Annotated in this window: 7 protein-coding genes; all 7 read right to left on the reverse strand. The window is 69.6% G+C overall.

All coding sequences use genetic code 11. From position 1 onward, the window contains the following. Positions 1-4 precede the first annotated feature (4 nt). Positions 5-1,048, reverse strand: coding sequence for a taurine ABC transporter substrate-binding protein (locus KV106_RS39040; protein ID WP_057593783.1), 1,044 nt, complete (start codon positions 1,046-1,048; stop codon positions 5-7). A 118-nt stretch (positions 1,049-1,166) separates the two neighbouring features. Beyond that, positions 1,167-1,907 carry a GntR family transcriptional regulator gene (locus tag KV106_RS39045; RefSeq protein WP_261217739.1) on the reverse strand — a complete coding sequence of 247 codons (741 nt, stop codon included), beginning with the start codon at positions 1,905-1,907 and terminating at the stop codon, positions 1,167-1,169. 67 nt (positions 1,908-1,974) lie between these two features. Beyond that, positions 1,975-3,237, reverse strand: a complete 1,263-nt coding sequence (locus KV106_RS39050) for an MFS transporter (RefSeq protein ID WP_261217740.1) — start codon at positions 3,235-3,237, stop codon at positions 1,975-1,977. Between the two features lie 121 nt (positions 3,238-3,358). Next, a complete protein-coding gene (locus KV106_RS39055; RefSeq protein WP_261217741.1) occupies positions 3,359-3,493 on the reverse strand; it encodes a hypothetical protein in 135 nt (44 codons plus the stop codon). 75 nt (positions 3,494-3,568) lie between these two features. Then, positions 3,569-4,393: a phosphonoacetaldehyde hydrolase gene (gene phnX, locus KV106_RS39060; protein ID WP_261217742.1), complete on the reverse strand. Its 825-nt coding sequence runs from the start codon at positions 4,391-4,393 to the stop codon at positions 3,569-3,571. Between the two features lie 28 nt (positions 4,394-4,421). Continuing rightward, the gene (locus tag KV106_RS39065) at positions 4,422-5,555 is read right to left on the reverse strand and encodes a TIGR03364 family FAD-dependent oxidoreductase (RefSeq protein WP_261217743.1); all 1,134 of its coding nucleotides are present in this window, start codon (positions 5,553-5,555) and stop codon (positions 4,422-4,424) included. Further along, positions 5,552-7,264 carry a putative 2-aminoethylphosphonate ABC transporter permease subunit gene (locus KV106_RS39070; protein ID WP_261217744.1) on the reverse strand — a complete coding sequence of 571 codons (1,713 nt, stop codon included), beginning with the start codon at positions 7,262-7,264 and terminating at the stop codon, positions 5,552-5,554. Before KV106_RS39070 ends, KV106_RS39065 begins: the two co-directional genes overlap by 4 nt. Positions 7,265-7,522 lie beyond the last annotated feature (258 nt).

A 7,522-nucleotide genomic window follows, 5' to 3' on the forward strand; every position in this document is an offset into this window, starting at 1 on the left:
GGTCTCAGGCGGCCATCTTGGCGACGAAGCTCGAATCGACGAGCCCGCTCAGGTCCTTGGGCATGGCCGAGATCTGCGCCGACTCCAGGAGGAACTGCGCCTGCGTCTGCAAGGTCTTGAGCACGCCCGTGTCCTTCTCGCCGGGCTTGCCCATCCAGTGGCTCTGCAGCTGCTCGCGCGCGGGCACCGGGTAGAAGGTGTTGAGCGAGCGCATCACCGCGGCCTCGTCGACGTTGAGGAACTTCGTCATGGTCTCGACCACTTCCTTCGGTTCCTGCTTGAAGGTGCGCGCGATCTGCTCGTAGTCCTTGAGGAAGGCCAGCACCAGGTCGGGCGACTTCTGCTTGAACTCGTCGCGCACCAGCAGGCCATCGAAGATCAGCAGGTTGTTCTTGTTGAGGTCGCCGGTCTTGAAGATGATCTTGCCGCCGTCCTCGGTCAGGCGCGGCAGCACCGGCACCCAGATGTAGCTGGCATCGATCTCGCGGCGCTGCCAGGCCGAGGCGATCTGGTCGGCGCGCATGTTGATGAGCTGCACGTCCGCCAGCCCGATGCCCGCGGTCTTGAGCGCCGCCACCGCCGCGAAGTGCACCGAGGTGTTGAACGGCAGGCCGATCTTCTTGCCCTTGAGCCCCGCCACCGTGGTGATGCCCGAGTTGCCCTGCACCACCAGGCATTCGCTGTCGACGATGTTCTTGTAGACGTAGACCATCGAGGCCTTCAGCCCGTTGGCGTAGCCGACCATCATCGGGCTGGAGCCGATGTTGCACATGTCGAGGCTGCCGCCGGCCATGGCCGCGATCACCTCGGAGCCCGCGCGCACGGTCACGAAGTCGGCGCTGGTGCCGGCGCCGAAGGTCTTGGCCGCCATGTTCTTCGCGCGGATGTAGTTCTGCGCATCGATGGCGCCGAAGGTGCCGAGCTTGACCGAACGCGCCTGCGCGGCGGCCGGGCCCGAGGCCCCGAGCAGCAGCGAGCCAGCGGAAGAGGCCAGCAGCATGTGGGCGCTGGCCAGGTGGAACTCGCGGCGGGAGAGATTCAACTTCATGCGACGGCCTTTCTTCGAACAGACGAAGGAACTGGAGCCCCGGCAACGAGGCCTTGGGCCGCACTTTAGGCGATCAGAATATATTCTGTCTACGCAAAAACCCGCGCCAGCCGCTTTTTCAAGGCTTGAGCAGCCGGATCAGGTAGCGCGAGCCGTGCGTCAGGTCGTCGCGCATCGCCTGTCCGAGCGCGTCGCCGTCGCGCCGGCGCAGGGCGTCCATCGCGGTCAGATGCGTCTCGTGGCCCGTGAGACTGCCGCAGTACTGCGGGAACAGCAGGTTGAGCGTGGGGCCGACGCGCAACCACAGGCTCTCGATGATGCGGATCAGGATGGCCTGGCCCGAGGCTCGATATATCGAGAGATGGAATTCGGTGTTCTCGAGCAGGGTGCGGTGCGCGTCGCCGGCCTGGATCGCCGCCAGGTGCGCCTGCACCACGCCGTCGAGGCGCTCGATCTCGTCGTTCGAGATGCGCGGCGCGGCCTCCTTGGCCGCCAGGCATTCGAGCTCCATGCGGATCTTGAGGATCTCGCGGTAGGTCTCGACATCGAGGCGCGGCACGCGGATGGTGCGGCCGTTGACCACCTCGAGCCCGTGCTCCACCACCAGCCGCTGCACCGCCTCGCGCACCGGCGTCAGGCTCACGCCCTGGCTCTCGGCCACGCCGCGCACGGTCAGCACCTGCTCGGGCAGCAGCGCGCCGGTCATCAGCGACTGGCGAAGCTGCTGGTAGACCTGATCGGTCAGCGTGTCGGCGCGCGCCCCCTGCGCGTCGTCCGGCGACACCGCTTCCGCATGGGCGGCGCGGCGCGCGCGCGGGCGGACGTCGGGTCGGCGGGCGGTGGGCTTGGAAGCGGGCATCGGGGGTCGGCTCGAAGAATCTGTCGCTTGAATATACTCTGCCGCCCCAGACCGCCCGGACGGCGGCTCAGGCCGGCGCGACGCGGCGGCCGCGCCCCATGACGCGGTAGAGCAGGAAGGCCGCGATCGAGACGTTGACGAGGTTCCAGCCGATGCCGTTGAGGAAGGCCGCGTGGTAGCTGCCCGTGAGGTCGAACACCTTGCCCGACATCCAGCCGCCGAGCGCCATGCCGAACAGCGTGAACATCAGCACCGTGCCCACGCGCGCGCCCGCCTCGGAGGCCGGGAAGTGCTCGCGCACGATGATCGCGTACGAGGGCACGATGCCGCCCTGGAACAGGCCGAACAGCGCCGACACCACGTACAGCGGCACCAGCCCGTCGAAGGGCAGGAACAGCAGCAGCGCCACGCACTGCAGCGCGCCGCCGAGCAGCAGCGTGCGCAGCCCGCCGATGCGGTCGCAGATGGCGCCCGACACCAGCCGGCTCACCACGCCGAAGGCCAGCATCAGCGAGAGCATCTGCGCGCCGCGCGCGGCGCCGAAGCCGAGGTCGCTGCAGTAGGCCACGATGTGCACCTGCGGCATCGCCATCGCCACGCAGCAGGCCACGCCCGCCACGCACAGCAGGCCCTGCGCCGCGCCGGTGCTGAAGCCGAAGGGCCGCGCGAGGTTGCGCACCGCGGCGCCGCCGGGACCGGCGACGGGCGGTGCCGCGACGGCCGCCGGCGGACGCGCGCGGAAGAAGAAGGCCAGCGCCACCATCGTGACGCTGCAGAACAGGCCCATGCCGATGTAGGTCTGGCGCCAGCCCACGGTCTCGATGAAGTGCTGCACGATCGGCGGCCACACCGCGCCCGCCACGTAGTTGCCGCTGGCGCAGATCGCCACCGCGATGCCGCGCCGCTTGACGAACCAGAGCGAGGTGTCGGCCACCAGCGGCGCGAAGGCCACCGAGCTGCCGAGCAGGCCGACCAGCAGGGTCTGGGCGATGGTGAAGGAGACGATGCCGCCCGCGAGGCCCGACGCGACGTAGCCGAGACCGAGGCAGACGGCGCCGCCGAGCAGCGGCCACATCATGCCGAAGCGGTCGGCCAGCTTGCCCATGAGCACGCCGCCGATGCCGAAGCCCAGCATCAGCAGCGTGTAGGGCAGCGAGGCCTGCGCGCGGTCGATGCCGAACTCGGCCTGCACCGAGGGCAGCATCACCGACACCACGTACATGCCGCTGCTGCCGACCGTCATGATCAGCAGCGTGAGGCCGAGCCGCACCATGGCGTAGCGCGAATCGGGCTGGTGGGAGGGGTGGCGTGCGGCGAGCGTCTCCGTCATCGTTCTCTTTCTTGTCCTGCATGCGTCCGTCAGGGCGACGGCGAGGTCGAGCATACAAGGCCAGCCGCGATGGCGCACGAACGCACCGCGCGCCGACGGCGCGGCAATGCCCGGGGGCTCGTCAGCCCACCGACGGCGCGACCAGAGGCTGCGCGGCCGAGGCCTTGGGCATCGGACTGCCCGGCCTGGGCTTGTCGTCGCAACCGGCGGCCATCAGGCCGAGGCAGCAGCAGAGTGCGAGGAAGAGGTGTCGCATGGCGGGCATGCTAGGCCCGCCCGATGGGCGGTCAAGTCGGACGCGGGCCCGATCGCGCCGCCGTGAAAACGGAACTCAGCGCCCGGGCCGCTCGCCGGCCGCGAGGCGGCGCTCGATGTCGTCGAGCACCGGCATGAGCTCGGCCACGCTGTCGATCACGTAGTGGGCACCGGCCGCCTTCAGCTGCTCGGTGGCCTGCTCGCGGCGTGCCTGCTGCTCGTCGGCGCCGAGCGCCTGCCATTCGGCCAGGGTCAGCCCCATCACGTTGCCGCTGACCGCGAGGCCCACGGCCCAGGTGCCCGCGTTCAGGCCTTCCTCGAGGCCCACGCCGGTGTCGTCGACCTTCACCACGGCGTGGGCCGGCCACACGCCGAGGTCGGCGAAGCAGCGGTACATCATCAGCGGCGAAGGCCGGCCGGCCGCGAGGTCGCCCGCGCACACGAGGTTGTCGGGCACGTAGCCGCCCTGCGCGGCGATGGCCGCGACCACCTCCATGATCGGGCGGTTGTAGCCGGTGGTCGAACCGATCTTCATGCCGCGCGCACGCGCGGCGACCACGGCGTCGAGCGCGCCCGGAATGAAGTCGGCATGGTCGCGCGCGCTGGCGGCATTCATCGGCGTGAACACCTCGTAGAGCCGGTCGACATCGGCATCGTTGAAGGCATGGCCATGCTTCGTCTCCCACTGCGCGGCGATGCGCGGCTGCGAGCCCAGCGCCTTGATGTGGTCCCACTTGGCCATGCCCATCGGGCCGCGTGCCTCGGCGATGGTGATCTCGATGCCGAACTGCTCGAACAGCTTCACGAAGGCGCCCATGGGCGCGCACGAGCCGAAGTCGAGGATGGTGCCGGCCCAGTCGAAGACGACGGCCTGGAGCTTGGAGGAATGGGTAGCGGACATGAACAGGGACTCGCGTGAAGGAAAGGGATCACCAGCCGGCGAACACGTCGTGCGCGATGCCGAAGCCGGTGCTGGCGCCGGTGCCGCTGGTGACCAGCACCACGCGGGTCGCGTCGTCGGGCGCGTCGATCACGCAGGGCGTGGTCTTCGAGGAGGGATAGACGCCGTTCCAGCGCTCGACGATCTGCGCGCTCTCGAGGTCGAGCGTGCTGCGCAGGTGGCGCAGGATCAGGCGGTCGACCTCCTCGAGCGCGAAGGGCTCGGGCGCGGCGGCGTAGTGGTGCGAATCGCCGACCACCAGCGAGCCGTCGGCGCTCTGCACCACGATCAGGTGGATGCCATGCGCGAGCGAAGCCGCTTCTTCCTGCTGCAGGCGCTCGCGCAGCGCGGCCGCCTCGGGCAGCGTGCTGTAGCCCTCGTAGCGCACCAGGCTCAGGTCCATCATCACCGCGCCCGGCAGCCGGAAACCGGCCTCGGGCTGCACGCGCAGCATCTGCAGCCGGCACAGGGTGAGGTCGTGGGCCGCGATGCGATCGGCGAACAGGCCATGCAGTTCGCTGTTGGTGCAGACCACCACGCGCTCGGCATGCAGTTCGCCGCGCGAGGTGCGCACGCGCGGCGTCTGCACCTCGAGCACGGCCTCGCCGAAGCGGAAGCTCACGCCGTGCGCGTGCGCTAGCCAGGTGGCGAGCCGGCCGATCGCGGTGCGCGATTCCACGCGCAGCTCGTGCGGGCTGAACAGCACCGAGCGCGCCTCGGCCAGGTGCAGCGCGGGCGCCTTGGCCTGGGCCTCGGCGGCATCGATGAGTTGGCAGGCCTCGCCCATGGGCGTGCGCATGAAGGCCTCGAGCACCGCATGCGCCTCGGGCCGGTAGGCCGCGAGCCACAGGTGGCGATGCACGATGTCGATGTCGGCCTGCGGCGCGATCTCCTGCCACACGTCGCGCGAATGCATGGCGCGGCGCCAGCTGTCGCCCGGCGCCTGGCCGGTCACGGTGATGAAGCCGAAGTTGCGGATCGAGGCGCCGATGCAGGCGGCGTCGCGCTCGATCACGCAGACCCGCAGGCCGCGCCTGGCGGCGGTGTAGGCATGCGCGAGGCCGACGATGCCGGCGCCGACGACGATGACGTCGAAGGAGGAGGAGTTGGGAGCGGCGGTCAACGGTGTCTCCAGGCTTGGGTGCGCACGAGCGCCCAGCGACCGGCCAGCGCGAACAGGCCGCGGCCGGCGGCGGCCGTGAGCATGATCAGCGAGGCCATGGCCGCGGCGGGCGCCACGTCGCCGGCATCGTCCATGTTGAGCACGGCGATGGCGGCCAGCGTGGTCTGCGGCGAATAGAGGAACACGACGGCCGAGACGGTGGTCATCGCATTGACGAAGAAGTAGCCGCCGACGTTGAGCACCGTGGGCAGCGCGACCGGCAGGTGCACGCGCCACAGGGTGCGCCAGAACGGGATGCCCATCGATTCGGAGACCAGCTCGTACTCGCGGTCGAGCTGGCGCAGCGCGGTCAGCGAGGTGAGATGCGCGACCGAGAAGAAGTGGGCCACGGTGCAGACCACGAGGATGGTCATGCTGCCGTAGATGGCGCGCAGCGGGTTCGAGGGCGAGATGAAGAAGAAGATGTAGCCCACGCCGAGCACCAGGCCCGGCACCGCGAGCGGCAGGTTGGCCAGCAGGTTCAGCAGTTCGCGCAGCAGGCCGAAGTGGCGCGGCTTCTCGACCAGGTAGGCCGAGACGAAGGTGAGCAGCGCGCCCGCCACGGCGGCGCAGACCGCGAGCCGCAGCGAGTTGAAGTAGCTGCCCCAGCCGCCGCCGTCCATGTTGCTGAAGTCGTAGTTCTTCAGCGAGGGCGCGAGCTGGTAGGGCCAGTAGGTGGCGAGCGAGGCGAACACGGCCATGCCGATCATCACGAGGATGGCGCAGGCCGTGAGCGCGCAGAACACCAGCAGCGCGCGGTCGCGCGTGCGCACCGGCTCGGGCTGGTAGGGCGTGGCGCGCGCCGACAGCGCGGCCGCCTGCTTGCGACGCACGTGGCGCTCGACCAGGAAGGACAGCACGGCCGGGATCAGCAGCACGAAGCCCACCACCGCGCCCATCTGGAAGTTCTGCTGCCCGACCACCTGCTTGTAGATGTCGGTCGCGAGCACGCCGGTCTGGCCGCCCACCACCTTGGGCACGCCGAAGTCGGTGATCACCAGCACGAACACCACCATCGCGGCCACGATCAGCCCGTAGCGCGTGGACGGCAGGGTGACGGTGCGGAACATGCGCCAGCGCGAGGCACCGAGGGTCTGCGCGGCCTCGTAGAGGCGGCCGTCGGAAGTCGCCATCGCGGTGGTGAGGATCAGGAGCGCATGCGGCAGGGTCCAGAACACCGAGCCGAGCACGATGCCCAGCGGGCCGTAGATGGACGCGCCACCGAGCAGGCCCTTGAAGAGGCCCTGGTTGCCGAACAGGTAGACCAGGCTGATGGCGGGCAGCAGCGAGGGAGCGAGCAGCGGTATCAGCGCGACGGCGCGCAGCACGCCCTTGGCCGGCATGCACGAGAGCGTGAGGCCATACGCGTAGACGTAGGCGATGGCGGTGCAGATCACGGCGCTGATCGCGGCCAGCCAGAGGCTGTTGAAGGCGGACTGGACCAGGGCGGGGTTGTCGAGGTAGCGAGCGAAGTTGGCGAGGCCCACGAAGCCGCCTTCGCGGTCGAAGAAGCTCTGGCCGACGAGTGCGCTGACGGGCAGTGCGACGATGACCAGCAGCAATGCGACGACGAGCAGTACAGCGGCGCCGGTGAGCCAGCGTTCGCGGTCTACGGCGTTGGCGCGTATCGGCGCCATGGGTGTAGCGATGACGTCTGGGGTGCTGCTCATTTTTTTTGTCCGGGGCGCGTGCACAGGACAGCGGGTACTTCCCTCCGCGAATGTCCCCCGCCTTCGGCTCCTCCTTTATTTCGCTGCGGGAAGCACCCACTGCCCTGTGCACGGAGGCGCAGCAGTGGTGCCAGCCGGTTCAACCGACCTGCTCCAGACTCACGTCGATGGGGTACTCCCCGCAGCGAAATCAAGGAGGAGGCCGAAGGCCGGGGGACATTCGCGGAGGGGAGTACCCCGTCGGCGTGAGCCCGCTCC

Origin of the sequence: Variovorax endophyticus (assembly GCF_025376855.1) — a bacterium.
GTDB lineage: Bacteria > Pseudomonadota > Gammaproteobacteria > Burkholderiales > Burkholderiaceae_C > Variovorax.